At 62.8% G+C, this 26,622-nt stretch carries 25 protein-coding genes; 16 read left to right on the forward strand and 9 right to left on the reverse strand.

Going from position 1 to position 26,622, the window contains the following annotated elements; genetic code table 11:
- Window positions 1-564, reverse strand: a complete 564-nt coding sequence (locus tag ACN50D_RS17180) for a hypothetical protein (protein WP_054781865.1) — start codon at window positions 562-564, stop codon at window positions 1-3.
- On the reverse strand, window positions 557-1,213 hold the full coding sequence (locus tag ACN50D_RS17185; RefSeq protein ID WP_003939689.1) for a hypothetical protein: 657 nt from the start codon (window positions 1,211-1,213) through the stop codon (window positions 557-559). The genes ACN50D_RS17180 and ACN50D_RS17185 overlap by 8 nt, the downstream gene beginning before the upstream one ends.
- A gap of 253 nt (window positions 1,214-1,466) precedes the next feature.
- On the opposite strand from ACN50D_RS17185, the gene ACN50D_RS17190 reads away from it, so the two are divergent.
- From ACN50D_RS17190 to ACN50D_RS17220, 7 genes are all read left to right on the forward strand, one after another.
- Window positions 1,467-2,033 carry a hypothetical protein gene (locus ACN50D_RS17190; RefSeq protein ID WP_042451198.1) on the forward strand — a complete coding sequence of 189 codons (567 nt, stop codon included), beginning with the start codon at window positions 1,467-1,469 and terminating at the stop codon, window positions 2,031-2,033.
- Window positions 2,034-2,096: 63 nt separating this feature from the next.
- Window positions 2,097-2,558: an RNA polymerase sigma factor SigD gene (locus ACN50D_RS17195; protein WP_007733468.1), complete on the forward strand. Its 462-nt coding sequence runs from the start codon at window positions 2,097-2,099 to the stop codon at window positions 2,556-2,558.
- A 236-nt stretch (window positions 2,559-2,794) separates the two neighbouring features.
- Window positions 2,795-3,718 (forward strand): thiamine pyrophosphate-dependent dehydrogenase E1 component subunit alpha, encoded by a 924-nt coding sequence (locus ACN50D_RS17200; protein ID WP_051649553.1) that lies wholly within the window; start codon window positions 2,795-2,797, stop codon window positions 3,716-3,718.
- A 10-nt stretch (window positions 3,719-3,728) separates the two neighbouring features.
- Window positions 3,729-4,778, forward strand: a complete 1,050-nt coding sequence (locus ACN50D_RS17205; protein WP_007733466.1) for an alpha-ketoacid dehydrogenase subunit beta — start codon at window positions 3,729-3,731, stop codon at window positions 4,776-4,778.
- A gap of 2 nt (window positions 4,779-4,780) precedes the next feature.
- Window positions 4,781-6,298, forward strand: a complete 1,518-nt coding sequence (locus ACN50D_RS17210) for a 2-oxo acid dehydrogenase subunit E2 (RefSeq protein ID WP_211920751.1) — start codon at window positions 4,781-4,783, stop codon at window positions 6,296-6,298.
- Window positions 6,299-6,304: 6 nt separating this feature from the next.
- Complete coding sequence (gene lpdA, locus ACN50D_RS17215) at window positions 6,305-7,702, forward strand: dihydrolipoyl dehydrogenase (RefSeq protein ID WP_209920460.1); 1,398 nt, start codon at window positions 6,305-6,307, stop codon at window positions 7,700-7,702.
- Window positions 7,703-7,808: 106 nt separating this feature from the next.
- Window positions 7,809-9,047: a helix-turn-helix domain-containing protein gene (locus tag ACN50D_RS17220; RefSeq protein WP_211920749.1), complete on the forward strand. Its 1,239-nt coding sequence runs from the start codon at window positions 7,809-7,811 to the stop codon at window positions 9,045-9,047.
- Between the two features lie 10 nt (window positions 9,048-9,057).
- On the opposite strand, the gene ACN50D_RS17225 is transcribed toward ACN50D_RS17220, so the two are convergent.
- Window positions 9,058-10,269, reverse strand: coding sequence for a low temperature requirement protein A (locus tag ACN50D_RS17225; RefSeq protein ID WP_054188866.1), 1,212 nt, complete (start codon window positions 10,267-10,269; stop codon window positions 9,058-9,060).
- 85 nt (window positions 10,270-10,354) lie between these two features.
- Between ACN50D_RS17225 and ACN50D_RS17230 the strand changes: the two genes are divergently transcribed.
- The 4 genes from ACN50D_RS17230 to ACN50D_RS17245 all read left to right on the forward strand — a co-directional run bounded on the left by ACN50D_RS17230 (window position 10,355) and on the right by ACN50D_RS17245 (window position 13,226).
- Window positions 10,355-11,164 carry a helix-turn-helix transcriptional regulator gene (locus ACN50D_RS17230; protein ID WP_007733461.1) on the forward strand — a complete coding sequence of 270 codons (810 nt, stop codon included), beginning with the start codon at window positions 10,355-10,357 and terminating at the stop codon, window positions 11,162-11,164.
- A 94-nt stretch (window positions 11,165-11,258) separates the two neighbouring features.
- The gene (locus ACN50D_RS17235; protein ID WP_007733459.1) at window positions 11,259-12,425 is read left to right on the forward strand and encodes an LLM class flavin-dependent oxidoreductase; all 1,167 of its coding nucleotides are present in this window, start codon (window positions 11,259-11,261) and stop codon (window positions 12,423-12,425) included.
- A 49-nt stretch (window positions 12,426-12,474) separates the two neighbouring features.
- Window positions 12,475-12,924: a flavin reductase family protein gene (locus ACN50D_RS17240; RefSeq protein ID WP_007733458.1), complete on the forward strand. Its 450-nt coding sequence runs from the start codon at window positions 12,475-12,477 to the stop codon at window positions 12,922-12,924.
- An 11-nt stretch (window positions 12,925-12,935) separates the two neighbouring features.
- Complete coding sequence (locus ACN50D_RS17245) at window positions 12,936-13,226, forward strand: hypothetical protein (RefSeq protein WP_211920747.1); 291 nt, start codon at window positions 12,936-12,938, stop codon at window positions 13,224-13,226.
- A gap of 9 nt (window positions 13,227-13,235) precedes the next feature.
- On the opposite strand, the gene ACN50D_RS17250 is transcribed toward ACN50D_RS17245, so the two are convergent.
- Window positions 13,236-15,653, reverse strand: coding sequence for a lysylphosphatidylglycerol synthase transmembrane domain-containing protein (locus ACN50D_RS17250; protein ID WP_007733454.1), 2,418 nt, complete (start codon window positions 15,651-15,653; stop codon window positions 13,236-13,238).
- 210 nt (window positions 15,654-15,863) lie between these two features.
- On the opposite strand from ACN50D_RS17250, the gene ppk2 reads away from it, so the two are divergent.
- Entirely contained in the window at window positions 15,864-16,829 is a 966-nt protein-coding gene (gene ppk2 / locus ACN50D_RS17255) for a polyphosphate kinase 2 (protein ID WP_003940295.1), read from the forward strand.
- A gap of 13 nt (window positions 16,830-16,842) precedes the next feature.
- Here ppk2 and mgrA read toward each other — a convergent pair whose 3' ends face one another.
- Complete coding sequence (gene mgrA, locus ACN50D_RS17260) at window positions 16,843-17,874, reverse strand: L-glyceraldehyde 3-phosphate reductase (protein WP_042451484.1); 1,032 nt, start codon at window positions 17,872-17,874, stop codon at window positions 16,843-16,845.
- Between the two features lie 324 nt (window positions 17,875-18,198).
- On the opposite strand from mgrA, the gene ACN50D_RS17265 reads away from it, so the two are divergent.
- Window positions 18,199-20,475 (forward strand): SulP family inorganic anion transporter, encoded by a 2,277-nt coding sequence (locus ACN50D_RS17265; RefSeq protein ID WP_210377599.1) that lies wholly within the window; start codon window positions 18,199-18,201, stop codon window positions 20,473-20,475.
- Window positions 20,476-20,480: 5 nt separating this feature from the next.
- Here the strand turns inward: ACN50D_RS17265 and ACN50D_RS17270 are convergent, their stop codons facing one another.
- From ACN50D_RS17270 to ACN50D_RS17280, 3 genes are read right to left on the reverse strand one after another with little or no spacing between them, the layout of a single operon-like run.
- Window positions 20,481-21,824, reverse strand: coding sequence for a sensor histidine kinase (locus ACN50D_RS17270; RefSeq protein ID WP_003939972.1), 1,344 nt, complete (start codon window positions 21,822-21,824; stop codon window positions 20,481-20,483).
- Window positions 21,821-22,525: a response regulator transcription factor gene (locus ACN50D_RS17275; RefSeq protein WP_003939853.1), complete on the reverse strand. Its 705-nt coding sequence runs from the start codon at window positions 22,523-22,525 to the stop codon at window positions 21,821-21,823. The genes ACN50D_RS17270 and ACN50D_RS17275 overlap by 4 nt, the downstream gene beginning before the upstream one ends.
- Before the next feature lie 40 nt (window positions 22,526-22,565).
- On the reverse strand, window positions 22,566-23,141 hold the full coding sequence (locus tag ACN50D_RS17280; RefSeq protein WP_007733449.1) for a TetR/AcrR family transcriptional regulator: 576 nt from the start codon (window positions 23,139-23,141) through the stop codon (window positions 22,566-22,568).
- Between the two features lie 89 nt (window positions 23,142-23,230).
- On the opposite strand from ACN50D_RS17280, the gene ACN50D_RS17285 reads away from it, so the two are divergent.
- Entirely contained in the window at window positions 23,231-24,226 is a 996-nt protein-coding gene (locus tag ACN50D_RS17285; protein ID WP_192712276.1) for an ABC transporter permease, read from the forward strand.
- On the opposite strand, the gene ACN50D_RS17290 is transcribed toward ACN50D_RS17285, so the two are convergent.
- Window positions 24,223-24,600 (reverse strand): DUF952 domain-containing protein, encoded by a 378-nt coding sequence (locus tag ACN50D_RS17290; protein WP_073512668.1) that lies wholly within the window; start codon window positions 24,598-24,600, stop codon window positions 24,223-24,225. The two genes, ACN50D_RS17285 and ACN50D_RS17290, sit on opposite strands and share 4 nt — an antisense overlap.
- Before the next feature lie 76 nt (window positions 24,601-24,676).
- Here ACN50D_RS17290 and ACN50D_RS17295 point away from each other — a divergent pair, with 76 nt between their 5' ends.
- Together ACN50D_RS17295 and ACN50D_RS17300 are read left to right on the forward strand one after the other, a co-directional pair.
- Entirely contained in the window at window positions 24,677-25,264 is a 588-nt protein-coding gene (locus ACN50D_RS17295) for a TetR/AcrR family transcriptional regulator (RefSeq protein WP_042921655.1), read from the forward strand.
- 10 nt (window positions 25,265-25,274) lie between these two features.
- Entirely contained in the window at window positions 25,275-26,621 is a 1,347-nt protein-coding gene (locus ACN50D_RS17300) for a cryptochrome/photolyase family protein (protein ID WP_073512669.1), read from the forward strand.
- The last annotated feature ends 1 nt before the right edge of the window (window position 26,622 follow it).

Raw genomic sequence — 26,622 nt, forward strand, 5'->3', positions numbered from 1 at the left:
TCATGGGAACGGAACACTCTCAAACCCTTCACCGGTCCACTTGTATGCAGTCGACGATTGACAGAACTCCGGAATGCCGGGGTCTTTGCACAGGTCGACCATGACCGACAATCCTCCGGTTGAGCCGACGACGTAGCGTCCTGGGTCTTGCACTCCGAAGACTTTGTGAGCGCCCGATTCGTCGATCTGGTAGACGAATCCGGCGACCATGAAGCTGACCGGTGGGGCGGGTCGTCCCCAGATGCCGACAGACTCGCAGGTGAAGACATTGACGACGGCATCTTGCCAAACGGCGCCTGTCACGGGGGAGTACCGGATTTCGTAGGGGAAGTTCGCATCACCGCACAGTCGGAGACTGTCCTTGACCGCATCGGACACTTCCGGGTCTGCTCTGAGGAGGGCAACAGGATCGATGCTCAAGCCCTGTGAGAGATCCGAGGGGTCGAGTGATGCTGCGATATTCGGAGTGGGTTCTGATTCAGGCTCGGTGGAACAGGAGGCGAGAGCAAACGCGACCGGCAGGCAAACACCGGCGAGCATTGCGCGGCGACGGCGATCAATCACGGATGAACTCCATTCCATCCCAGTGGAACTCGGTCCGAAGCGGTGGACGGGGGCAACATTCGAACTCCGGTGGCCGCGGATCCGTTTCCAGGACAGACAAACTCGCGGCGCGTTGACCGCTGACGATGAACTTTCCGCGCTCTTCGACGGAGAACAGGCGCTCACCCAGTTCGGGATCGTCTTCACTCGAACCGGCCTTGCCGCTGCGGTAGACGTAGCCGGCAAGGTTGACCGAAATCGACACTCCGGTCCCGGGTTGGTGGGCCGGTTGGCACGGATACACATTCATGACGACGAGTTCGGTCTCCGGCACGATACGCGGTGCGCCTGGATCGAGAAGGATGGACCCGACCGAGATCGGATACCAGTCAGGGCACGACCGAAGTTCTGTCTTCACTCCCTCGGACACCCCAGGATCGTCGAGGAGCGCCCGGCCCAACCTCGAGTTTTCGGCAACCCGTCTGGCCAGGTCTGCAGGTTGTGTGACGGGCAACCCGGTGGAAGCGACATCGCCTTCGATCACAACGCCCTGGGTGGACGCGCAGCCGGTGATCACGGACGCTCCGAGGGTTGCTGCCGCGAGCGCTGTACCGAACAGGCTGCGAGTACGGTCTGATCGACCGCCGCAGATGTCACTCCGATACAACACGTTCCCCTCCCCGGCCGCTGCGAACCCTCTCATCGGCATGTGCGTTTTCATACGATCACAGGTGATCTCGATATCGGAGTTTTGCCACCCACCGTTACGTAATCGTATGAATGTCAGGACCGTCGAGAGTTGGTACGCGACCGACGGAATTCTGTTACGAAACCGATGGAATCAGGCTCCTAGAGTGAGTCACGTCGGTGTTCACCGCTTGGGCGGAACGACCTGATCCGCGTATCGAGGAGTGTGAGAGCAAATGCCTGAACTATTGCTGACCAACAAGACTCGGCGTCTGCGAGTGCTGCTCGCCGTACTGACGATCGGGGTGGTGTGCGCGATGACAGGGTGTTCGAGTGATGACAACAGCGCTCCAGGAGACGAACCGACGACTACATCGGTGGTTGCGGCGTCTACGACCCCACCGCCGCTGACCGCAGCGACCACCTCGGAGACAGTCGAAGGCTCGAACTCGGTGGGCGGCGGTACGGACGCATCCACCCCCGGAGTCCCGGCGGGCGGAGCAGCGCCGGCCTGGACCCCGGTCTCGACCAGCGCGGTTGCCCCTGCGGCCCCTGGTCCGGCTACCGAGTCGACCAAGTGCACCGATCAGATCAACTATGTGGGTGACCCTCGTTCGAATGCGGAGATCAACAGCATCGGAGAGCAGATGGGTTCATGCCCGGCGCCGCTCCCGCCCGATGCCGTCGAGCCCTCCGAGAAGTGCACCGACCAGATCAACTACGGCGCTGACCCTCGTTCCAACGCCGAGATCAACATCATCGGGGAACAAACCGGGATCTGCCCCGAGCCGATACGCCCCTAGCGACTTCAAAACCTGAGCAGTAGTCGGGAATTCGACCAAGAGCCGAAGCAGGGGGAGATCGGAATGACAAGCAGGGCAGGTGGACGTTCGATCGACAGTGTTGCCGACGATGCGTCCCGAGGGGATCGGGACGCGATTGCAGAACTCCTTCAACGCATCGTGCCTCTGGTGACGCGGCGCTGCCGTGCCGAACTGCGACCGCTCGACGCTGATCGTATTGCCGTCGGTATCTGCCGATCCGTCCTGTCCGACATTCGGCGACGTAGACGTGCCGGAGAAGCGTTCCTCGCGCATCTGTACGACGCGATCAGTCGCGAAATCGATTCGCTACCCGCCTCCAGTCGACTCACTCTGCCCTTCGGTGATCTGTCGGCCGCAGAACGCAACGTCTTGGTAGCTCGCATCGTTGTCGGCTTCGACGTGCGCGAGACGGCGCTGTCACTGCGAACGACAACGAGCGCCGTCGAACTCGCCCAACACCGCGCGCTGGCCAAGATCAGACGCGACAGCCTGAGCGGCGCCTGAATCAACGCTCGAAAGTCAACAGCTGCAACCCTTCGCAACTCCCGGCAACCTCACGCAACTCTTTCCCTTCGCCCGTGACCTGCACGACACTGCATGGCGACGAGTGATCGAGAACGAGGAGTGTGACTGTGGTTCAACGGACGGCGCAGAAGCCGACAACCCCAGGATCGAAAAAGACCGGCGCCAAGCCTCATTCGGGGCTGGACCGGGATGCATTGCTGAAGGCGTACGAGAAGATGTCGCGCATCCGTGCGTTCGAGGATCGACTGCACGAAGAGAATGCAACCGGTGACATCCCCGGCTTCATTCACCTCTACTCGGGCCAGGAAGCCATCGCGGTGGGAGTGTGCGAGAACCTGAGCGACGCCGATTACATCGGATCCACTCACCGCGGTCACGGGCACTGCATCGCCAAGGGCTGCGATCTGAACGGCATGATGGCCGAGATCTTCGGCAAGGACGACGGCCTGTGTCGCGGTAAGGGCGGCTCGATGCACATCGCCGACCTGTCCGTGGGAATGCTCGGCGCCAACGCGATTGTCGGCGGAGCCCCGTCGTTGGCGATCGGCGCTGCACTGAGTGGTAAGACGCTTCGAAACGGTGTCATCGCAGCGTCGTTCACGGGTGACGGTGGATCCAACCAGGGAACCGTCTTCGAGGCGATGAACATGGCTGTGGTGCTGGATCTTCCGATCGTCTTCGTGATCGAGAACAACGGATTCGGTGAGGCCACCGGAACCGACTACGCAGTTGGTGCACCCGACATCGCCGCGCGCGCCGCATCCTTCGGCATGCCTGCCGTCAAGGTGGACGGCACCGACTTCTTCGCGGTCTACGACGCGATGGCGGAAGCATCGGAGCGCGCCAGGACCGGCGGTGGCCCCACCACGATCGAGGCGGCGGCATTCCGTTGGCACGGCCACTTCGAGGGTGACGCGCAGCTGTACCGCACGGCGGAACAGGTTGCGCAACTACGGGAAACCAAGGATCCGCTCAAGAATTTCCGTAGCAGCGTGGATGTGAAGAAGGTCAGCACCGCTGATCTGGACGCGGTGGACGAGCAGTCGCGAGTGCTGGTGGACGAGGCGGTAGCGAAGGCGCGTGCCGCGGCGTATCCACCCGTCGAGAATCTGCTGACCGATGTCTACGTGTCGTACTGAGGAGCCCGAGATGACAAGCGTGGAAGCCGAGAACGTGTCGAAGAAGACCTACCGCGAGGCCGTCAAAGAGGCCATCGCCCAAGAAATGCAACGCGACCCGAGCGTCGTTCTCATCGGTGAGGACGTACGGGGTGGGCATGCCGGTACCAATCCCGATCTGGAGACGAAGAAGATCGAGGCATTTGGCGGTGTCCTGGGTGTCACCAAGGGATTGTGGACGGAGTTCGGATCGGAGCGTGTAATCGATACCCCGATCACCGAATCCGCGATCATCGGAATGGCTGCCGGAGCCGCACTGACCGGACTGAGGCCGGTCGCCGAGCTGATGTTCATGGACTTCTTCGGAGTCTCCTACGACGCGCTCTACAACCAGGCTGCCAAGTTCCGCTACATGTTCGGTGGCAAGGCCAGAACCCCGCTGGTGGTGCGAGGCATGATCGGCGCAGGGTTCTCCGCCGCTGCGCAGCACTCTCAGTCTCCGTACAACGTGTTCGCGGCGGTGCCTGGTCTGAAGGTAGTCGCTCCGTCCAATGCCTACGACGCCAAAGGCCTTCTCATCCAAGCCATCCGGGACGACGATCCCGTCGTCTTCTGTGAGCACAAGGTTCTCTACGACCTCAAGGACGAAGTGCCGGACGAGCCGTACGCGATTCCGTTCGGCGTCGCCAACTACACCAGGCAGGGCGACGACGTCACGATCATCGCGTTGTCCGCAATGGTGAACCGCGCCAACGACGTAGCAGACAAGCTGGCCGCCGAGGGTATTTCGGTCGAGGTTGTCGATCCTCGTACCGTCTCACCATTGGACGAGGACGGCATCCTCGAATCCGTCGCATCGACTGGAAGGGTCGTGATCGTCGACGAATCCGCCGCCCGCTGCGGTTTCGGGCACGACGTAGCCGCGCTGATCGCCACCAAGGGATTCAACTACCTGAAAGCGCCGATCGAACTGATCACGCCGCCGCACACGCCGGTTCCGTTCTCCCCGACCCTCGAAACTGCCTGGCTGCCTGACGCGGCGCGCATCGAAGAGTCGGTTCGCAAGCTGGTGAGAGCCTGATCATGGCTGACATCAAAGCTATCGACATCCCCAAATGGGGGCTCTCCATGGAGGAGGGGTTGGTCAACGCGTGGCTCATCGAGGAAGGTGACTCGTTCACCAAGGGCCAGTTGATCTGTGAGATCGAGACCAGCAAGATCACCAACGAGCTGGAGGCGCCGTTCGACGGTGTTCTCCGCAAGATCGTCGGCACACCGGGGCAGACTCTGCCCGTCGGCGCCGTGATCGGTGTATCCGCCGATGCGTCCGCGACGGATGCGGAGATCGAGCAGTTCCTCGCCGCCCGCGGCGCAACCGCGCCGGCGGAAGAGCCGGCACCGTCACCAGCTGCTGCGCCGGCGGCTCCCGTGACACCTGCGGCTACACCGGCTGCGAAGGTGGTTGTTGCACCGAAACCTGTACCAACCGGTTCGACCGTCGTACCGAGCGTTCTGCAAGGCACGACGCAGGACGATGTGTTTGCGAGTCCTCGCGCACTCCGACGTGCGGAATCGCTCGGAATCGATCTCGCCGCCGTAGTGGGTACCGGTCCCCTCGGGCGGATCAGTGTCCGCGACATCGACGACGCGATTCGTGACGCCGGTGGCACTGTTGCGCCGGTAGTGCCGGCCGCGAGATCCGGCCTCCCGCTGCGATCGACCGCCGACGACAGTGCCGTGCCTGCCACCCCGGTCGCACGCAGAACTGCCCGATCACTGGGCGTCAACCTGCATGACTGTCGTCCGACGGGTTCGCGGGGGCGCGTCTGCGTCGCCGATGTGCACGACGCCGCTCGTTCCGCGCAGCTCCTGCCCGAGGCGGCGGCTGAGACCGAATCTGTTGCGGCCGAACCCGAGTGCGACACAATTCCTTTCACCCCCATGCGATCGGCAATCGCCGGTAGGTTGCAGGCGTCCAAGCAGCAGGCACCCCATTTCCGGCTCACCGCAGACCTCGAGCTCGATGCGCTTCTCGCTCTGCGCAAGGAGATCAATTCGACCGTCCCGGCGGTCAAGCTGTCGGTCAACGACTTCATCGTGAAGGCTTGCGCCGCTGCACTGATGAAGGTGCCGGACGTGAACGTCCAGTTCGATGCCGCGAACGAATCGGTTCTTCGATTCGCGTCGGCGGATGTCTCGGTGGCAGTTGCACTTCCGACCGGGCTGATCACGCCCATCGTGCGTAGCGCGAATACCAAGTCGTTGGCGGACATCTCGGGTGAGGTGCTCTCGTTGGCCACCAAGGCGAAGACCGGCAAACTTCGTCCCGAAGAATTCCAGGGCGGAACCTTCACGGTGTCCAACCTCGGCATGTTCGGGATCAAGGCATTCGACGCGATCATCAATCCGCCCCAGGGAGCGATCCTTGCCGTAGGTGCGGGGGAGAAGCGCGCGGTGGTGGTCGGTGACAGTGTTTCTGCCCGGACCGTGATGACCGTGACCCTCTCGTGCGATCACCGGGTTATCGACGGAGCCCTGGGTGCGACCTTCCTTCGGGAGCTCCAGCGCTTTGTCGCTTCTCCCGCGCTGATGTTGGTGTAAGGGGCTGTGGTGGAAAACAATACGTCGCATAAGTACGACGTTCTTGTCATCGGTGGCGGCCCCGGTGGTTACGTGGCGGCGATCCGGGCTGCCCAGTTGGGGTTGAACGTCGCGCTGGTAGAACGTGATCGCCTCGGAGGTATCTGCCTCAACTGGGGTTGTATCCCCACCAAGGCGATGCTGCACGGCGCGGACGTCGCGCATACCTTGAGTGAACTCGACACATACGGATTCAGTTCGGCGTCTGTCCAGTTCGACATCTCGAAGTTGGTGTCGTTCAGCCGAGGGGTTTCGGAGAGGTTGTCCGGCGGTGTTGCCTATCTGATGAAGAAGAACAGCGTCGACGTCATCTCAGGCGCCGCGAAGTTGGTGGACAAAGGCGTCGTATCCGTGGGAGGACAGACGTATCGAGCCGACCACGTGGTCATTGCAACCGGTGCCCGGCCGCGTTCGATTCCCGGCGTTGCCCCCGACGGTGATCGGGTGTGGACCTACTTCGACGCGCTCGTCCCGAAGGAACTGCCGAAGTCGCTGCTCGTGATCGGGTCCGGCGCGATCGGAGTCGAATTCGCCAGCCTGTACCGCGATCTCGGAACCGAGGTGACCATCGTCGAGATGGCACCACACATCATGCCGGTCGAGGACGAAGAGATCTCGGCCTTCGTTCGCAAGCAGTTCGAGAAGCGTGGCATCACGATTCACACCGGAGCCTCGGTGTCGGCGGTGACCGTCGGCGACGACGCCGTCCAGGTGAATGTGCAGACGAGCGACGGTGTCGAGTCGTTGACCGTGGACCGGGTGTTGGTGGCGGCCGGAATCACCGGCAACGTCGAGGATCTGGGGTTGGAGGCTCTGGGCGTCGAGATCGAGCGCGGTGCGATCGTCACCGACCAGTGGTGCCGTACCAGCGCTTTCGGGATCTATGCGATCGGTGACGTCGCGGGCGCTCCATGTCTGGCGCACAAGGCAAGTCACGAAGCTGTCCTGTGCGTCGAAAAGTTGGCAGGCGTGCCCGACGTTCATCCGCTCGATCGCGACTACGTTCCGGGATGCACGTATGCCCGCCCACAGGTGGCGAGCCTGGGTCTGACGGAGAAGCAGTGCGCCGGTACTGGTCGCGCGCTGCGGGTCGGACACTTCGACCTGCAGGCGAACGGCAAGGCACTGGCGATCGGCGAGGCCGAAGGCTTCGTCAAGACGATCTTCGACGCCGATACCGGGGAACTTCTCGGCGCGCACATGGTCGGTCCGGATGTGACCGAGCAGATTCAGGGTTTCGGTATCGCTCGATCCCTCGAAGCCACCGGCGAGGATCTCGCCGAGGTCGTGTTTGCTCATCCGACGCTCTCGGAGGCAATGCACGAGTCTGTGCTCTCGGCGCTGGGGAGACCCCTCAACGCGTGAGTACCGTTCGCGTGCGTGAACGCCGTCCTTTCGTTCACGCACGCGAACAACTCTGCAACCGGGTGCAACGCTCGCTTTCGTTGACCCCGTCACATAGGACTGGAGTGTGATCGGCGAAACGAATCGACTCGAACCGGCCCTGGCCAGTGGTGAAGACCCGGCGCAGTACGCACGTGTTCTCGAATCCGTGTACGAAGCAACGATGTCGGGACGCAAGCCGCCTGCGCGTCCGCGCTCCGTCATCGCGAATTCGTGGTCGCGTTTGCGTGCGCTCGGACTCGATCCGGACCGGTGCTCGATCACCGAGACGGGCCGCGAATCCGAGATCGAAGAAGGCAGACGCGCAGCCGGCATGGCGGAGATCTTCGACGAGGCGGTGCACGGTCTGGCACCACTCGTCGGCCCGGACGACGCGAATCTGATCGTGGTGGCGGACCGCTACGGACGTATCCTCTGGCGACACGGGTCCAGTCGAATGTTGGATCGGGCCGAACGGCTCGGGATGATCGAGGGTGCGTCGTGGACCGAGGAAGCTGTTGGTACCAACGGGATCGGCACTTCCTTGGCATCAGGTTCGGCAGTGCAGGTGTTCTCGGCCGAGCACTACTCGCGCTCGCAGCATCCGTGGACCTGCTCCGGGGCGACGGTTCGAGATCCGCGTAGTCGCCGGGCCATCGCCGTCGTGAACGTCGCCGGCGCAGCAGACACGGTCCACCCGTCGACTCTCGCTCTGGTGGACAGTGTGGCCAGGCTGGCGGAATCCGCACTGCGGGAGAAGCATCGAATCGGATTGGATCAGCTCCGGATGATCTCGGCATCGACGCTGGCTCGTGCGAGTCAGCCGACAGTGGTCTTGGACCGCAGTGGCTGGGTCGCGGCGGTGGACTCGATGGCGCCGATCTACAGAATCGCACTGCCGAAAGTGATGAGCAGCGGCGAGCATTGGCTCCCGTCGCTCGGACTATGTATGTGCGAGCCGCTTCCGGGTGGTTGGCTCGTCCGCCCTCAGATGGATCCGGCGTCCGGAACGGTTTGTGCAGAAGTCGAATTGGATGTGCAAGATCCGAATGCGATGGAATTGCGGTACTCCTCGGCAATGGGGAGCTGGAGTATCGACCTCAGCCCGCGCCATTCGCAGATCCTCGTGGCTCTGACACAGGCGCCCGAGGGCCTCACGGCCTCGCAGCTCGCCTCACAGTTGTTCGGCGATCCGCGCAAGACGGTGACCGTCCGGGCCGAGATGTCGAGGTTGCGTAAGCGATTGGCCGGAATCCTGTTGGCTCAGCCCTATCGCTTCGACCCGGCGGTGAGGGTAAAAACCGCCCCTGCTGTGCGCCTTTATTAACCGCGGGGGGTTAATAAAGGCGCACAGCAGAGCGGCGCGAACGCCGCACCTGCGCGTACTCGTAGCCGTTCTGCCAGGACACGGTGGCCACCAGCACCCAGATGATCCACGTGGCGCTCATGTGCGTGCCGACGATGCCCATGACGATGGGGATGGCGGTGCACGGGAGCGCCCAGCCGAGCAGCCACCGTCGGTCCGATCGCGCGAACAGCCCTGCCACCAGGCTGATTCCGAAATAGACTGCGATGCTTCCGCACAACAACCACCGCAGGTTCGCGGGCGTGTGCTCCGCGCCGTGTTCGGTTGCCGCTCCGAGCCCTGCGACCAGAACCGCGATAGCGCCGGTGGTGAAACAGTGCAGCGCCATGTCGATGCGAGCGGGAAACTTCTCGGCCTGCAGGTGCGGAACACCGGCGTGGCCGTAGAGAAGCGAGAGAGCCCACATGCCCGAGAGCAGGACAAACGATCCGACTGCGAGGCTGACCACCGTCGAGTCCCAGGTGAGCTTCGAGGCCGCAGAAATCACGAGGATCACACCCTCGCCCAGCACGATGATGACGTACAGGCCCAAGCGCTCGGCAAGGTGAGCCCGATCGGAGTGCAGGGCTTCGAGTTCGGGCATCCGGTCGTCCTTGAACCCCCGAACCTTGATGATGCGGTCGAGCTTTTCCTGCGCGTCTTCCATGATCGCGCTGCCGGAGACGACGAACATGATCAGCAGGTCGATGGTCACACCGGCGGTCCAGAGCCAGAACCGAGTTTCGCCCTCGAACCAGAACGAGACGATCCACGGGATCACACCGAGAGACATCTGGGCGATCGGCCAGTCCACGACTATCTGGCCGTTGTGCCACACCCGACTCGCCAGCAGACGTACGGCCACGTAGGCGACAGCGAAGGCCAGCGCATGGTTGTCGTGGATGCCGGCCACGGCCGCCATCATGACGGCCAGTCCGAACATGGCGATCAGCATGCTCGGGATCCGGACACGGTCACCGGCAACGTTGCCGTACATCGTGAACGTCGCCCACGCGGTCCAGAACGCGAGATAGAGCAACGCGTAGAGCGCGACATCCGACCACGACGGCGAACCGTGGAGCAGGTGAGCCAGCTGACCGATACCGGCAACCACGACGAGGTCGAAGAACAATTCGATCCATGACGCGTGTCGCTCGAGCACCGCCTTCTGCTTCGAGTCTGGTTCATTTCCGAGTTCCGACATACAGCTCAGTATCGGCTATCGGCATCAACAGTGCTGGTAGGCGGCGAAGTTGTCCGTTCTCTCGAAGTAATGCATATGCTGTCCGATGAGTGATCTGGATCATAGTTCGGGTGAGGTGGTAGACGTGCACGGTAGCGGTGACGTCGCTCTGTCCGCTGCGGACTACGACCGTGTCTTCGCTGTCTTCGACTACTGCTCGGCCGCGAGAACGCTCGATCAGCTCAAGGATCTCCTCATGGTCGCGCTCCATGATCACTACCGCTGTCCCAACACCACCTTCCTTGCCGGCCCGACCTTCACGACGGCTTTCGCCGACCCGGATCCGGTGACGACCGGGCGGATCACGCCGATCCTCGACGAGTACCAAGCGCACTGGTACCTCGACGACGTTTTTGCGACGGCGCAATCGCGGGCAACGCTGTTGGCATCTCCCGCCATCACGCACACTCAGTTGGCCGACGTCCCTTCACAGTCGGCGACGTACCTGCGAGATTTCCTCTATCGTAAACGCCTTCACAGCGCGTCGGTGATGCATCTCCAGTTGGCCCACGGCGGTCACGGTCTGGTGGGGATTTTCGATTCAGAAGGCAAGGATCTGTCGGGGCGCGACATCGTGGGCTTGGGCATTCTGGGCAAGCAATTGTCGCTGTTGTGTCAGACGCTGCCCGGGCAACGCGAGCCGGGATGGCGAGAGAAGCTGACGCCCCGGCAGATCGATCTCGCGGAGTTGTTGGCGGACGGCCATACCAACGACGAGATCGCGGTGATCCTGTCGCTGAGTCCGGACACGGTGAAGAAGTATGTAAGCCGCATCCTTGCTCTTCTGCGCGTTCGCAACCGTGCCGAGTTCGTGAAGTTGGTCTACGCGCAGAAACTTGCCGATCAACGCGCTTGAGATTGTCCACTTTCGTGCACTGTGACCGCGGTCACGGCACGGATAGCGTTTTCGGTGCACGGCCAGGAGTTGGCCCACAGCACTAGGAGAACTCATGAGTAGGCTTCGTTTCGGGTATTTCATGGCACCGTTCCACGTCCCCGGACGCAATCCCACCGCCGCACTGCAGCGTGATCTCGAACTGGTCGAGTACCTCGACCGGTTGGGCTACGACGAGGCGTGGTTCGGTGAGCATCACTCTGCCGGAAGCGAGATCATCGCGTCGCCGGAAATCATGATCGCTGCAGCCTCGCAGCGCGCACCTCGGATTCGTTTCGGCACGGGTGTCACGTCGTTGTCGTATCACAACCCGCTGTGGGCAGCGGATCGAATCATGCAGTTGGATCACCTGACTCAGGGGCGCACCATCTTCGGAGTCGGGCCCGGTTCGTTGCCCACCGACTCGGCGATGATCGGTCTGAACCCGACGGACACCCGAGAGTTGTTGCAGGAGAACCTCGACATCGTCGTGCGCCTTCTTCGTGGCGAGACGGTTTCCGCGAAGACACGAACCCACGAGCTGTACGACGCCAAGCTGCAGCTCGCTCCGTACTCGGAGAACGGCATCGAAATCACCGTGGCCGCAGTGGCCTCCCCGACAGGACCTCGCCTGGCCGGTACGCACGGTCTCGGTCTGCTCTCCATCGGAGCAACCTTGTCCGCCGACGGTTTCGACGCCTTGGCGCACCACTGGAATGTGATGGAGGAACGCGCTGAGGTCAACGGGACGACGGTGGATCGTCGGCAGTGGTCTCTTGCCGGACCTTTCCACATCGCCGAAACCGAGGCGGAAGCACGCAAGCAGGTCGAGTACGGCATCGAGGAGTGGTTCGACTATTTCCAGCACGTCGCGGCCTTCCCTCAGATGGCGGTCTCCGGTGCGCGTCTGAGCGAGATGATCGACTTCATCAACGAGGCCGGGATCGGTGTCATCGGCACACCGGAGCAGGCCAGACGTCAGGTACAACGGCTGTGGGACCAGTCCGGTGGTTTCGGCTGCATGCTGCAGATGGGTCACGATTGGGCGAACCCGCAGGACACCCGACGTTCGGCAGAGTTGTTCGCGCAGGAGGTCTTTCCGCACTTCCAAGGGCAGGCGCAGGCGACGCTCGACGCGGCAGCTCACGCGCGCGCTGTCAGGGAAGGGCATGCAAAGGCGCAACTCGACGCCGTCGACCACATGACGAAGAAGTACGCACAAGAGTTGGCAGACAAGGGCTGACATCGTGAATGTCCCACAGGGCAACCGGGCGTTGCGTTTTCGAGAAGCCATGGCGCACGTGTGCTCACCGGTCGCCGTCGTCACGGCAATGGACGGCGACCGGCCGCACGGCACGACGGTCAGCGCATTCATGTCGTTGTCGATGGACCCGCCGATGACCGCGGTGGCTCTGGATCGACAGTCGGAAGTTCTCGGCCTCATCGAAGGAACGCGGAGGTTCGCGATCAATGTCCTCGGGACCGCGCAAAGCTCACTGGCGGTTGCCTTTGCGAGGAAGGGCCGTGCGAAGTTCGACGGTGTCGAGTGGGCGGAGCATCTCGGTGTTCCGAGACTGCCGGACGTATCCATCTGGATCGCGTGCACCGTTGATGCCGTCGTGGACGGTGGTGATCACAAGATCGTGACAGGATCGGTGGACGAGGTCGAGCACCGCGAGTCGAATCCACTGACCTACCACCGGCGTGTATTCGGTACGCACGCACCGACGTCAGTGCTCTAGGAAGGAGAGCCATGTATGTACTGGTGGACGACGGCCGCGTCAGCATCCACGATGTGGACAACCTGAAGGCCTTTCACGTCGAGGTGAGTGCCGACATCTCCGAAGCCGACCTGGACGAACTCTTGCGCCTTCAGGATTACGGATACGTCAGCGGTGGTAGTGCATTCATCTCGGTAGCCCGCGTTCGCGAGAGCACCACGGACGTCGAAGGTGTTGCCGCGATGGTCGACTACGCCCAGAGCAAAGGCTGGGTGGACGAGGACGGCGAAGCACTGCAGGCTCACGTCGTTCGCCAAAAGTAGCGGAACGGCTCAGACCATGTCGTTCTTCTGCAGCCACCGCAGTGTCGGCCAACCGCAGAACACCGGGAGCCAGCAGGTCAGCACTCGGTAGAGCAGGACCGACGGGACCGCGATACTTGCCGGCAGTCCGAATGCGGACAGACCACCGATGAGGGCGGCCTCGACGGCTCCGACGCCACCCGGTGTCGGAGCCGCCGAGGCGAGCGTCCCACCGATCATCGTCACGATGGTGACGGTGATGAACGTCGTTCCGCCGCCGAATGCTTCGACGCTCGCCCACAGAGCCAGGGCGGCACCGAGAGTTGTTGCGGCGCTGCCGCCCACGATGATGAGGAAGCGCGTGGGATTTCGCGCGAGTTGGCTCAGTTCACCCAACACCTCGGTGATCTGAGGACGCAGGTCGTCGCGCAGCCACCCACGGAGTTTCGGGATGAACATGAATGCACCGAGAACTCCGAGCGCGACGCCGCCTGCCAGATACAGAACAGTGGATCCCGGGATGAAGTGCGAGAGGTTCGTATCACGTCCGGCGACGATCGAGAAGAAGATCAGCAAGCCGACGTGGGTGACCACCTGGACCGTCTGTTGCAGCGCGACTGCGGCCGTTGCACGGACGGTACCGAGCCCGCCCTTCTGCAGGAACCGCACGCTCAGCGCTAGCCCGCCGACTCCGGCCGGAGTTGTCGTCGCCGCAAAGGTGTTGGCCACCTGCATGATCAAGAGGTTGCGGTAACTGACCATCGACGACGCACAGGCCCACAGGGCCGCAGCCGCGCCGACGTACGTCAGTGCGGAGACGCCGAGGCCGAGCAGTGCCCACCACCAGTTGGCCGTCTTCAGTTCGGTGATGAACGCGGGGACCTGGCTGATGAAGGGGTAGGCGACGTAGACCAGACCGATGAGCAGAACGAGCTGGATCAGCTGGTTGCGACTGAATCGGGTGACCTGTGCGGGAGCGACCTTTTCGATCCCGTTCTTGGCACCGACCTCGTCTCGGATCTCGGTCATCAGTTTCGCGGAATCCGTGACCGTCCGCCGAATTCGGTTGGGCAATGCAGCGGTGGTCAATCGGCCGGAGGCGGCGAGAATCGTGTCTGCGCCTTGCGCTCGAATCGCGGCGTCCACCGCTGCATCGACCCCGAACAATGATGCGGTGGCGAAGAGAAGTTGTGCGTTGTCGGACTGCATCTGAACTTCGGTGGCGCCGAATTCGGAGTACGCGTACCCGCCGAAGAGGATGGTTCCGCCTTCGACACGAATTTCGGAAGCGCGCAGGTCGCCGTGCGCCATCTGGTGCACGTGAGCGGTATGCAGTGTTTGCCACAGCGCGTCGATCAGTTTGGTGGATTCTTCCTCGCCCGCCTGGTTCTCGACGGCGACGGCAAGGGGGATGCCACGAGGACTCGGGCGCGCGTACATCTCCCACCCGCGATCGAGTACCGAGATTGCGACGGCCTTGGAACTGGCCAGACCGATGTCGGCGAAAGCGATACCCATGAGCGCTCGGTGTTCGACGGCGCGACGAAGTGATCCGTAGGGCGGCGGAGTTTCACGGTTCCGGAACGAGATCCAACGGAACGTCTGTCGAATTGCTCCGCTGCTTCGCTGGTTCTGTCCGTACAACTCGACGACGAGTTCGTCGAAAGGTTCGTCGTCCGGTGCTTGATCGATGGCTGCGGACATGACAAGAGGCCCGATTCCCGAGGGACTCACGACGCGGAACGCGGTGACGCGGTAACCGCGCCGCGCGAGTACGCGTACTGCCGAGTCCAACGGCACTTCGAGGGCAGGGGTGCCGACGGCGAGAACGATCACCGCGCCGATCAGGTAACCGACGGCGAGACCCAGCATCGATCGTGCGGGAACGATCGAGCTGACGATCAGATGGATGGGAGCGAAGAGCAGAAGCAGCGTCCACCAGGCTCGTCGCCACTTCTTCGGAAGCCACGGGCCCGAGACGGTGAGCACCGCCGCGAGCATCGCGATCCATCGCGGATCGTCGAGGAATTGAGACAGGAAGGTGGCGTCGAGTCGGTCCGGCACGTCGAGGTGCCATTTCGGTGCCGCCAGGCCTGTTCCGGTGAAGGACAGCGCGACACCGGCGCACAGGCCGGCGGCGGCGTATCCGGCCAGCAACTTCCACCGGCGCCCGACGATCAGGCCGATCAGGATGGCGAACGGTAGCGCCAGAATTGCGATGCCGTAGAGCAGGTACACAGTGTCGGACAGGCTCGGCGAGAGAACACCGACGATGTTGGACACCGACGTTTCGAGGGCGTCCCACTGACTTCGAGTGATCAGAGATCCCGCGATCACGCCGCCGAGCAGCACAGCAGCGATCGCAACCCGCATGATGTCGCTCGTACGGCGGTGCAGTGGTGGCAGGAGGCTTCCCGTTACCGGGATCTCCCGTCCGTCTACTCGCATCTCGCCAGAACTCTCTTCTCTCGGGGTTACCGACCGTCTCAGTTACCTCGATCAAGGTACCGCGTGAGGGTTCGGCGACTGGGAAGCCGGACCTGTCGTTACCTCCTCGATGCCAAGCAACATTCTCTTCGGACCCGCGGGAGCGGGCTTCGGCGCGTAAAATTCACTTTCCGGACGTTCGTTCATTTCGACGACAGGGAGTGCGTATTCATGAGCCCCGACGCCAGCGGTGTGGACGGTCGGGTTCCTGACCTGCCGACCCCGTCGACCAGAATTTCCGTCACCGAGGATTACGCGGCCGAGATCGACGAGCTGTCGAGTCTCAAGCACAAGCTCGGCGTGCTGGAGCCTTCGGAGTTCGCGGATGCCTGGAAGCAGGGCTATCCGTACGAGAAGAAGATGTCGCGCCGCGAGTACGAGCGGAAGAAGCGGCGTCTGCAGATCGAGTTGCTCAAGCTGCAGTTGTGGGTCAAGGAAACCGGTCAGAAGGTGCTCATCATCTTCGAAGGTCGCGATGCTGCCGGTAAGGGCGGGTCGATCAAGAGATTCACCGAGCATCTCAATCCCCGTGGAGCCCGCGTGGTCGCGCTCGAGAAGCCCACCGACATCGAGCGGACGCAGTGGTATTTCCAACGCTATGTCGCACACCTACCCAGCGGCGGCGAGATAGTGATGATGGACCGGTCCTGGTACAATCGCGCCGGCGTCGAACGAGTGATGGGTTACTGCACGCCGACGCAGTATCTCGAGTTCATGAGAGAGACCCCGGACTTCGAGCGGATGCTCGTCAACTCCGGGATTCATCTGCACAAGCTGTGGTTCTCGGTCAGCCGCGAAGAGCAGTTGGCGCGGTTCGCGGCCCGCCGAACGGACCCGGTGCGTCAGTGGAAGCTCTCACCGACCGATCTGGCTTCGCTCGACAAGTGGGACGACTACACCCAGGCCAAGGAAGCCATGTTCTTCTACACCGATACCGGGGATGCGCCCTGGACGGTGATCAAGAGCAACGACAAGAAGCGCGCTCGCCTCGAGGCGATGCGTCACGTGCTCGCCAGCTTCGACTATCCCAACAAGGATCACCGGGCTGTCGGTACTCCGGATCCCTTGATCGTCGGGCCGGCGTCGGCCGTATTCGAAGAGGGCGAGCACGTGAACGTGGAGTTGCCTCAGCTCTAGCGCAGGTGATCGCTCAGATCGAACTGGCCTCTGCCCACAGATTGATGCCGCTGTCCTTGGCGTGCTGATCTATGGAGGCCAGTTCGGCTGCGCTGAATTCGAGATTGTCGAGCGCGCCGACGTTGGCTTCGAGTTGGGCGACACTGGACGCACCGATCAGTACCGAGGTGACCCGCGAATCGCGGAGTGCCCAGCTCAGTGCCAGCTGAGCCAGCGACTGGCCGCGGTCTGCCGCGATGTCGTTGAGCGCGCGGATGTGGGTGAGAGCGTCGTCGGTCAACCACGACGGATCCAGTGACTTACCTTGAGCTGCACGGGAATCCTCGGGGACGCCGTTCAGATAGCGATCGGTGAGCATGCCTTGAGCGAGTGGTGAGAACGCGATGACGCCGACGCCGAGATCGTCGACAGCCGACAGCAGGTCCTGCTCTATCCAGCGGTTCAGCATCGAATAGCTCGGCTGGTGGATCAAGAGCGGAACCCCCGCAGCGGCGAGCAGTGCGGCGATTTCACGGGTGCGCTCCGGCGAGTACGAACTGATACCCGCGTACAGGGCCTTGCCCTGCTGGACAGCGCTGATCAGGGCGCCTGCGGTCTCGTCGATCGGAGTTTCGGCGTCAGGGCGATGGCTGTAGAAGATGTCGACATAGTCGACGCCGAGTCGTCCGAGCGACTGATCGAGGGAAGACAGCAAATACTTGCGGGAACCACCGAATCCGTAGGGGCCGGGCCACATGTCCCAGCCGGCTTTGGACGAGATGACCAATTCCTCGCGGTACGAAGAGAAATCCTCACGCAGGATCCTGCCGAAGTTCGTCTCGGCGCTTCCGTACGGGGGACCGTAGTTGTTCGCAAGATCGAAGTGGGTGATTCCGAGATCGAATGCCCGCCGCAGAACTGCGCGCTGGTTCTCGATCGGTACGTCGTCGCCGAAGTTGTGCCAGAGGCCCAGCGAGATGGCCGGGAGTTTGAGACCGCTCCGACCGGTTCGGCGGTACGGCATGGCTTCGTAGCGGTCCTGCGTGGCGACGTACTGATCGGACATGGTGCCTGCCTTCACATCGTTGTGTCTGCGGTTGAGCGTTCACTCCCGACCATTATCGCCGACGGCGCTCAGGTGTGCCGGCCGCTGGAGGTGTGTCAGTCAAAATGCTTGCGGTTTAAAGCAATTCGATCGATCTTTTGGACCGATGTTCAGGTTCGAGTCACAGTGCGGGGCGGCGGTGACGTCGACCACGTCTGGGCTCGCATCTAAGGGAACGGTAAGGAATCGCGGTTACCATGGTCACAGTCGATCGGCGATACCGATCGCCGATTCGCTTCGAACATGTTGCCCAGCAGCCGGATCCGGGGTCCGGCGAGGAGATCTATGTCGACGCAGTCCGTAGTGCACGCACAATCATCCGCTGACGAGAGCGTCGTGGGGGATTCGTCTCCGCCGGGTGGTGGAAGCCGGCGATATCTCGAGCAACTGATCAGATACGACGTGCCGGCGTCGCTGGTCGTATTCCTGGTGGCGCTTCCCCTGTCATTGGGAATTGCGATCGCCTCCGGGGCGCCGATCATGGCAGGTCTGATCGCCGCAATCGTCGGCGGAGTGGTGGCCGGAGCTGTGGGAGGTTCACCGCTGCAAGTCAGTGGTCCCGCAGCCGGCCTGACCGTGGTGGTCGCCGAACTGATCGGCAAGTTCGGGTGGAAAGTCACCTGCCTGATCACCGTCGGCGCCGGAATTCTGCAGATCGTGTTCGGGCTCAGCCGAATTGCCCGTGCGGCGCTGGCTATTGCTCCAGTGGTGGTGCATGCGATGCTCGCCGGTATCGGCATCACCATTGCGCTACAACAGGTTCACGTGTTGTTGGGTGGAAGCTCGGCCAGCTCGGCGCTGGACAATCTACGGCAGTTGCCCGCACAGATCGGTGCCTTGCATGTCGAGGACCTGATGATCGGACTCGTCGTCATCGCCACCCTTCTCGGGTGGCGCTATCTCCCTGCCGGTGTCCGCAAGGTTCCGGCGGCGTTGGTGGGCATCGTATTGGCAACTCTCGCTTCGCTGGCGCTGCCGATCGACGTCGAGCGTATTGCTCTCGACGGATCTTTGCTGGACTCGATCGGACTCCCCGCTCTGCCCGACGGCCAGTGGCTCGGCGTCGCAACCGGCATCCTGACCATCGCCCTGATCGCCAGTGTGGAGAGTCTGCTCTCGGCCGTGGCCGTGGACAAGATGCACTCGGGCCCGCGGTCGAACTTCGATCGCGAGATGCTCGGCCAGGGCACCGCGAACATGGTGTCCGGGGCCATCGGCGGCCTTCCGGTCACCGGGGTGATCGTGCGCAGTGCGACCAATGTCGAGGCCGGGGCGAAGTCCCGCGCGTCGTCGATCATGCACGGCCTGTGGATTCTGCTGTTCTCGGCTGCGCTCGCCGGGTTGGTCCAGCAGATTCCGAAGTCTGCACTGGCCGGACTGTTGATTGTCATCGGTATTCAACTGGTCAAGCTGGCGCACATTCGGTTGGCGCGACGGACCGGTGATCTGTGGGTGTACGGCATCACGGTGGTCGGCGTCGTGTTCTTGAATCTGCTCGAGGGCGTCCTGATCGGGTTGGCGCTGGCCATCGCCCTCCTGGTGTGGCGTGTCATCCGCGCAACTGTCACCGCAGAAGAGTTGGGCGACAACGATTCCGGGAAGTGGCGCGTCCTGGTCGAAGGCTCGTGCACCTTCCTGGTGCTGCCCAAGCTGACGTCGGTGCTCGCCGGACTCCCACCGCGGTCGGACGTCACCGTCGAGCTGTCTGTCGACTTCCTCGACCATGCCGTCTTCGACGTCATCGAAGAGTGGGCGAGGCAGTACGAGTTGGCAGGTGGTTCGGTGATCATCGACGAAGTCGGCTCGGTGAGTATGGAGAGCGCGACCACCGGTCCGCCGAAGCGCGGCGCCGCAGTCACCGACCTGCGCGGCTTGCTCGCGCCGTGGGGCAGTTGGCAACCACAGGCTTCGGGGAGGAATCTGAGCAGCCCGCCGGCCTTGCGGCCCATTCTCGACGGGGTGTCCAACTATCATCGCCATCGCGCCGAAGCGATACGGCCGCACATGGATCAGTTGCGCGACGGGCAGAACCCCGACTCTCTTTTCCTTACCTGCGCAGATTCGCGAGTGGTGCCGAACATCATCACGAGCAGTGGCCCCGGTGACCTGTTCACCGTGCGCAATGTCGGAAACCTGGTTCCTGCCGGCGGCCGCGATACGTCGGTGGAAGCGGCACTGGCCTTCGGGATCGACGAGTTGGGTGTCAGCTCGGTGGTCGTGTGCGGACATTCGGGCTGCGGCGCGATGCAAGCACTCCTGACGAACGGTTCGTCGGAATCGGGAGTCGTCGGGGAATGGCTGCGGCATGCGGAGACGAGCTTGCAGGCCTATACGAGTGGCCATCCGGTCGCGCGTGCTGCGGCCGAGGCAGGTTTCTCGGAGGTCGATCAGCTCGGAATGGTCAATGTCGCAGTCCAATTGCAGACTCTCGAACGCCATCCTCTCGTCGGTCAGGCCCGTGTGGATGGTCGCCTGCGTATCGCCGGACTGTTCTTCGACATCGGCTCGGCTCGGGTCATCGAAGTGACAGCGTCAGGGATCGGCCAGTTGATCGAGACCTGAAGGGGCTATTCGGGTCCGGGCTGATCCCTGAGTTCGACCAGCAGGCGAGCCCCGCCGAGTGGACTGTCGTGAAATGTCGTCCGTCCGCCGTGCAGGGCCGCCTGCTGCGCCACCAGCGCCAGGCCCAAACCGGAGCCTGTCTTGCCTGCCGTCGATCCGCGAGTGAAGCGCTCGAACACGCTCGAGCGTTCCTCGGCCGGTATTCCGCAACCGTTGTCGTCGATCGTGATCGTGACGGTGTCCGGTGAATCTGCCGGGCGAGCGAGGGTGATGCGCACCGCGCTCGCGCCGCCGTGGCGGACTGCATTGGTGATCGCGTTGTCGAGGATCAACCGGATTCCGCCGGGAAGGGCCCGGATGCAATAGGGGAGTGGGGAATCCACCGTGACGACGCCGACGTCGAGCCCAGGATGATGTCGGCGTGCGTCGTCGGCAGCGATGTCGCAGACCTCGGTCAAATCGGTGTCCTTGAAATCCTCGGCCGTCGAGAGTTCACCCTTCGCCAGGCGCTCGAGGTCTCTCAGAGTTGACTCGACGCGGCCCTGCGCGCGGGCCAGATCTGTGAGGATCTCGCGTCTTTGTTCGTGATCGAGGTCGTGAATGGACAACACTTCGATGTCGGTTCGCATTGCTGTCAACGGAGTTCGGAGTTCGTGAGCCGAGGCGGACGCAAAATCTCGGGCGGCGGCAAGGGCGGAGTTGGTTGCGGCTTGCGCTCGAGCGACGTCGCTGAGCATCGATTCTGCTGCTGCGGCAAGCTCGTCCGCTTCACGGATTCCGGAAACCTCGGTGGCGAGATCGGGATCGCGCCTGGCGATCCGGCGGGTCAACTCCACGAGGGGGCGCACCGCCGGGCCACCGAACAACCATCCCAACGCAGCTGCGGCCGCTACGGCCCCGACGCCGAAGAACGCAACCTGTCGCTGTTGGTCGACTGTGATGTCTCGCGCTTCGGCATAGGGAACCGCCAGCGAGACAAGGGCATTGATCCCGTCGGCCTCGGCGGTATATGCCCGGTACTTCGTACCGTCCACGTCGACGGTCGCCGAGCCGACCGGTAGTTCGGGCAGTCGCGTCGGGGTACTGGATTTGACGGTTCCGTCGGTGTCGGAGCGGATGGTCACGGAAAAGGCGCCGCCGTCTCCGAACGCGCCGAGAAAAGGTCCCGCTGTAGCCGCATTGGCCACGATGACCGTCGATGCCGTCTCCAATCGACGGTCCAACTGCGCCAAATTGTTTCGTGCGATAGCCAGTGCAACGACCACACCGAGTGCGATGACGATGAACGTCGCCCCCAGTGCCGCGGCCGCGGCAACGCGAGTTCGTAGTGAGAAGCGGCGACGCTTCACGGGTTCTCCCGAAGCACGAACCCGACGCCGCGAACGGTATGCAGCAGACGAGGTGAACCGCCGGATTCGAACTTTCGACGCAGATAGCCGATGAAGACGTCCACGACGTTCGTGTCGGCGACGAAGTCGTAGCCCCACACCAGTTCGAGGAGACGTTCGCGAGTGAGCACGATGCCGGAATTGTGTGCGAGCACTTCGAGTAGCTCGAATTCGCGTTTGGTGAGCGGTACTTCCTTGCCGTCGACACGAACCCGGCGACCGGAGAGATCGATGTCGAGGTTTCCGACCCGCAGGGTATTCGTACCCTCGGAGTGATCGCCGGCCGGAGTGTTGCTGCGACGGAGCATTGCGCGGATCCGGGCAACCAGTTCGGCAAGAACAAACGGTTTGACCATGTAGTCGTCTGCACCGGATTCGAGCCCGGCGATGCGATCGTCGACCGAGTTGCGCGCACTGAGCACGCAGATCGGGATTTCGTTGCCGGCGGCACGAAGCGCCGTCACCACACCGGTGCCGTCGAGCACCGGCATGTTGATGTCGAGGACTACCGCGTCCGGTCGCTTGTCGGAGATCACTCGGAGCGCGTCGGCGCCGTCCACCGCCGTCAGTACGGTGAATCCCGAGAGCCGCAATCCGCGTTCGAGTGAGGTCAGGACGTCTGCGTCGTCGTCGACTACGAGGATTTTCGGTATCTCGGTCACAGCCCCATTGTGCCTTGCCTGGTACGTCGGGTTTCGCCGATCAGACCGGCAAGTCGGTACCGTCCGGACGCAGACCGGCCATGAACACCGCGACCAACCGCGGGACCAGGTTCGGCATGGCCTCGTCGGACAACTCGATTTGCGGGCGCGTCAGTTTGGCCAGAGCCATGACGAATTCGAGCGGTTGCAGATCGGCGCGAACCAGTCCGGCGCTCTGAGCGGCGCCGATCGTCGCGGTCATCTTCGTTTTCGTCACCTCACGCACCGCCAGAACTTCGGGCGCCAGCTCGGTGAAACTGCGTTCCACCAGTGCAGGAATGAGCGCACCCAGGCGCAGTTCCACGAGGCGGTCCACCAGCGTGTGCCACGCGTTTATCGGATCGGTGGACATTGCCGTGAGTGCGATGTCGGCAGCCTCGCGGACATCGGTCAGTGTTGCGACGGCGACGGCGGTCACGAGGTCCTCGCGCGTCGGAAAGTTTCGATACAGCGTGGCGATGCCCACTTTCGCGAGTTCTGCGACTGCATCGAGCGGCGCGTCGTGCCCGCGTTCGGTGAACACCGCTCGTGCGGCGTCGACTATTGCGTTTCTGCGTTCACGTGCATCGGCTCGCACATCCACCTCCGGTATTGACAGTTCATCATAACCGGAGGAATATCTTCCACAAATAGTGGAGGAAAAACTTCCACTTAGGGAGGGTAGTTATGAACGCCGAAGTCGAAGCACGGGACCGCAAGAAGTTGGTGGCTGTGGTGTTGGGCTTGTCCGCCGTGATCGGGCTGATGCTGCTTGCCTTCGTGCTGCCCTCGGTCAACAGTGGCCCGCACGAACTGAAGTTGGGCATCACCGGTCCAGCTGCGGCAACCGAACAGATCAGCACCTCGCTCGAGGCGAGTAAGCAAGGCGCCTTCGATACTCGAGAATTCGCCGACGCCGACGCCCTGCGTGACGCGATTCGGAATCGCGACGTGGTCGGCGGAATCGCCGTTGATGCCAACGGTCCTCACGTGTTGATCGCGACTGCAGGCGGAACCCCGATCGCCCAGACCCTGACCGGGGTGGCCAACGGCCTCTCGGAGGCCTCGGGGGCAAAGGTTCCCGTCGAAGACGTTGTGCCGTTGACGGCGGACGACCCGACTTGTGCTGGGCTCACGGCATTGGCCTTGCCTCTGGTGTTCGGTGGAATCATGCCTGCTGTTGTTCTCGTGCAGCTGTTTCCGCGCAGCATTGTCAAGCGAGTGTTGGGCGCTGCCGGCGTCGCGGTGGTCGCGGGTTTTGCACTGACTGCCATTCTGCAGTTCGGCACCAACAGTCTTGACGGAAACTACCTGCTCACCGCGCTCACACTCGCCGTTGGTATTTCGGCCATCTCGCTTCCCATTTTGGGGCTCGAATCCCTGCTCGGGATGAAGGGGTTCGCTTTGGGCGCCGTCACGATGATGTTCATCGGAAACCCACTCTCGGGGATGGCGACAACTGCCGCGTGGTTGCCCGCGGGTTGGGGCGCTTTGGGGCAGCTGCTCCCACCCGGCGCCGCAGGAGCATCCGTCCGTTCGATGGCGTTCTTCGACGGCCATGGCGCCACCACGCCACTTCTGGTGCTGGTGTGCTGGATTGCCGTCGGGATCGCGCTGTGCGTGGCTGCCGGTCGGAAGAAGGCGTCGACCCCCGTGGTCGAACCCGAGGCTGCGCTGGTCTAGTCGGTGCGGCTTGCGTACGGGGTCAGGTCGGGAATCGGCCAGACCCCGTCAACGCGTTCCATGGCCAGTTCGGCGACCACGGTGTCCTCGTCCATCGGTAGAGGTCGGAGGATTCGGGGCTTTCCCGCCTCCCATTCGACGTCGATGCCTGCGGAGGTCAGGGCGTCCTGATCGATGACGGCGACGACCAGTGGCAATGTGAGGTCGCCGAACACCAGATCGAGCACCGAAGCGAGTGCGTCCGGGTTCGTTGCGCGAATGAATCCTGCCTCGTCGTAACTGATTCCGCGCGTCGAGACCTCGTACTCACCGAAACGCTTGCATGCTTCCCAGTCGTCGGCGATAGCGACGTGGACGAGTCGTTGTCCGGTCATGCAGTGCTCCTGTAGTATTCGAATTAATGAAACGTCAACGTAGCATTAATTTACCGGCACGGTAACAGGGGACTTGATGGAGCAACCGCGCAGACGTGGGAGAACCAGTGACGCCGAGCGCGCCGAACGACGCAACGAGATTCTCGACGTCGCTGTCGACTCGTTTCGAGATGTCGGGTTCGCCCGAACTACCATCGAGGGCATTGCCACGGTGGCCGGCGTCGCCAAGCGCACCGTGTACAGCTACTTCGGCGACAAGTCTGCGGTCTTTGCAGCTGCGGTTGCGCGTCAGCACGCGTACGTCGACGATGCCGGCGAGGGCCAGTCCGACCTGCTCGCCGCTGCAGTGGACATCGTCATCGCCCTGCACAGCGACAACTCGATTGCGCTGCACCGCATGATGATCGGCGAGGCCGTGCAGTTCCCTGAATTGGCCGCAGCGTTCTACGAATCCGGCCCGGCCAAGTCGATTGCCTTTCTGGAGAAGATTTTGATCGATCAGCACGGCCAGAAGGCTGCGCTGTGCGCGGATCAGTTGTACACCTTGCTGCTCGGGGAGGAGCACCGGCGGCGACTGCTCGGGCTCACCTCCGAACCGACAGCCGAAAGAGCGGCGCAACTGGCGGCCCGCGCGGTGGGATGCGTTCTGAGATCTGATCGGTAGGCTCGACTGGGTGAGTAACTCTGTGATCTGGTTTCGACGCGATCTGAGGGTCGGTGATCTTCCGACTCTGACTGCAGCGGCGGATGCCGGCGGACAGACGTTGGGTTTGTTCGTCCTCGACGAGAAGTTGCTCGGACCGGCAGGCTCACCCCGCCAGAATCAACTGTTCGCCAACTTGTCGGCACTCGACAACCAGCTCGACGGACGATTGATGGTTGTTCGAGGTGATCCGGCAGACGTGGTGCCCCGCGTGGCGGAATCCGTTGGCGCCGAAGAAGTTCACATCAGTGGCGACTACGGGCCCTACGGCCGACGGCGCGACGCGGCCGTGGCCGAGAAGGTGGAGTTGATCGCCACCGGGTCACCATATGCCGTGGCGCCCGGACGCGTCACCAAGGCGGACGGTGATCCGTACAAGGTGTTCACGCCGTACTTCCGTCAGTGGATGGAACATGGTTGGCGGGGCCCCGCGTCGACCGATGCGGGGACGGTCCGTTGGTTCGATCCGAGCGAGAAGGACGGTGGCCCGCGCCGGGTGAGTATCCCCGCGCAGTCCGGCACCGTCAGCGATGTCGTCGGTGAGGCCGGTGCGCTCGAACAGTGGAAAGAATACTGCGAGAACGATCTTGACCGGTACGACGACGAACGAAATCGACCCGACCTCGACACCACGAGTCGGATGTCGATCCCGCTCAAGTACGGCACGATTCATCCGAGAACCATGTTGGCAGATCTCTCCAAGCGACTCGGAGACGGCGCTCAGGCGTACCGTCGCCAGCTTGCTTGGCGAGACTTCTACGCAGACATCCTGTTTCAGCGCCCCGACAGCGCGCGGAAGAACTACGACGACAAGTTCGACCGTTTACGTCACGACGGGGGAGTCGACGCAGACGCCGCCTTCACGGCCTGGTGTGAAGGCAAGACCGGCTTCCCGATCGTGGATGCCGGTATGCGGCAACTCGCCGCCGAGAACTGGATGCACAATCGGGTCCGAATGATCGTCGCGTCATTCCTGGTGAAGGACCTGCACATTCCGTGGTGGCGCGGCGCACGGTACTTCATGTCGCAACTGGTGGACGGTGACTTGGCCTCCAATCAGCACGGGTGGCAGTGGACTGCCGGGTCGGGTACGGATGCTTCGCCCTTCTTCCGCGTCTTCAACCCGATCACGCAAGGGGAGAAGTTCGATCCCGACGGCACATACGTCCGTCGGTGGGTCCCCGAACTTCGCGATGTTCCCGGGAAGGCCGTCCACTCGTTGAAGGCGATGCGCCCAGTCGACTACCCGGACCCGATAGTCGATCACGCGCACGAGCGTGAGGAGGCCTTGCGCCGGTACGGCGAGATCAAAGGCTGAG

The sequence above is a fragment of the Rhodococcus sp. SB1D genome, from assembly GCF_048573875.1.
Classification (GTDB): domain Bacteria; phylum Actinomycetota; class Actinomycetes; order Mycobacteriales; family Mycobacteriaceae; genus Rhodococcus_F; species Rhodococcus_F qingshengii.

Bases quoted from the DNA above. Each gene is read 5' to 3' on its own strand.
- ACN50D_RS17190 (WP_042451198.1), top strand. From the start codon at position 1,467: ATGCCTGAACTATTGCTGACCAACAAGACTCGGCGTCTGCGAGTGCTG.
- ACN50D_RS17225 (WP_054188866.1), bottom strand. From the start codon at position 10,269: ATGTCGGAACTCGGAAATGAACCAGACTCGAAGCAGAAGGCGGTGCTC.
- ACN50D_RS17295 (WP_042921655.1), top strand. From the start codon at position 24,677: ATGGAGCAACCGCGCAGACGTGGGAGAACCAGTGACGCCGAGCGCGCC.
- ACN50D_RS17245 (WP_211920747.1), top strand. From the start codon at position 12,936: ATGTATGTACTGGTGGACGACGGCCGCGTCAGCATCCACGATGTGGAC.
- ACN50D_RS17285 (WP_192712276.1), top strand. From the start codon at position 23,231: ATGAACGCCGAAGTCGAAGCACGGGACCGCAAGAAGTTGGTGGCTGTG.
- ACN50D_RS17230 (WP_007733461.1), top strand. From the start codon at position 10,355: ATGAGTGATCTGGATCATAGTTCGGGTGAGGTGGTAGACGTGCACGGT.
- ACN50D_RS17195 (WP_007733468.1), top strand. From the start codon at position 2,097: ATGACAAGCAGGGCAGGTGGACGTTCGATCGACAGTGTTGCCGACGAT.
- ACN50D_RS17290 (WP_073512668.1), bottom strand. From the start codon at position 24,600: ATGACCGGACAACGACTCGTCCACGTCGCTATCGCCGACGACTGGGAA.
- ACN50D_RS17205 (WP_007733466.1), top strand. From the start codon at position 3,729: ATGACAAGCGTGGAAGCCGAGAACGTGTCGAAGAAGACCTACCGCGAG.
- ACN50D_RS17235 (WP_007733459.1), top strand. From the start codon at position 11,259: ATGAGTAGGCTTCGTTTCGGGTATTTCATGGCACCGTTCCACGTCCCC.
- ppk2 (WP_003940295.1), top strand. From the start codon at position 15,864: ATGAGCCCCGACGCCAGCGGTGTGGACGGTCGGGTTCCTGACCTGCCG.
- ACN50D_RS17210 (WP_211920751.1), top strand. From the start codon at position 4,781: ATGGCTGACATCAAAGCTATCGACATCCCCAAATGGGGGCTCTCCATG.
- mgrA (WP_042451484.1), bottom strand. From the start codon at position 17,874: ATGTCCGATCAGTACGTCGCCACGCAGGACCGCTACGAAGCCATGCCG.
- ACN50D_RS17265 (WP_210377599.1), top strand. From the start codon at position 18,199: ATGTCGACGCAGTCCGTAGTGCACGCACAATCATCCGCTGACGAGAGC.
- ACN50D_RS17200 (WP_051649553.1), top strand. From the start codon at position 2,795: ATGTCGCGCATCCGTGCGTTCGAGGATCGACTGCACGAAGAGAATGCA.
- ACN50D_RS17240 (WP_007733458.1), top strand. From the start codon at position 12,475: ATGGCGCACGTGTGCTCACCGGTCGCCGTCGTCACGGCAATGGACGGC.
- ACN50D_RS17250 (WP_007733454.1), bottom strand. From the start codon at position 15,653: ATGCGAGTAGACGGACGGGAGATCCCGGTAACGGGAAGCCTCCTGCCA.